This is a genomic window from Azospirillum oleiclasticum, assembly GCF_013423485.1.
GTDB lineage: Bacteria > Pseudomonadota > Alphaproteobacteria > Azospirillales > Azospirillaceae > Azospirillum > Azospirillum oleiclasticum.
Genome location: NZ_JABFFR010000122.1, coordinates 1 through 363, shown reverse-complemented (window position 1 = coordinate 363; position 363 = coordinate 1). Strand labels below are relative to the sequence as shown.

At 66.1% G+C, this 363-nt stretch carries 1 protein-coding gene; it reads left to right on the top strand.

What is annotated here, in order from left to right; all coding sequences use genetic code 11:
• Positions 1 to 363, top strand: a 363-nt coding sequence (locus tag HL658_RS36550) for a glycoside hydrolase family 5 protein (RefSeq protein ID WP_180287758.1), incomplete at both ends; no start/stop codon positions are given.

Below are 363 nucleotides of genomic sequence, written 5' to 3'. Positions count from 1 at the left end.
GGGCTTCAACCTGATCCGCCTGCCCTACTCCGACGCCATGCTCGACAATGGCCGCAGCCCCAACGGCGGCATCGACTACAGCCTGAACCCGGACCTCCGCGGCCTCACCTCGCTCCAGGTCTTCGACAAGATCATCGAGTACGCCGACAAGATCGGCATGAAGATCATGCTGGACCACCACCGCAGCGGCGACGGCGCGTCCGCCAACGAGAACGGGCTGTGGTACACCGACCAGTATCCGGAGTCGGTGATGATCAAGAACTGGCAGATGCTGGCCGAGCGCTACGCCGACAACCCGTCGGTCGTCGCCGCCGACCTGCACAACGAGCCGCACGGGGCCGCCACCTGGGGCGACGGCAACCG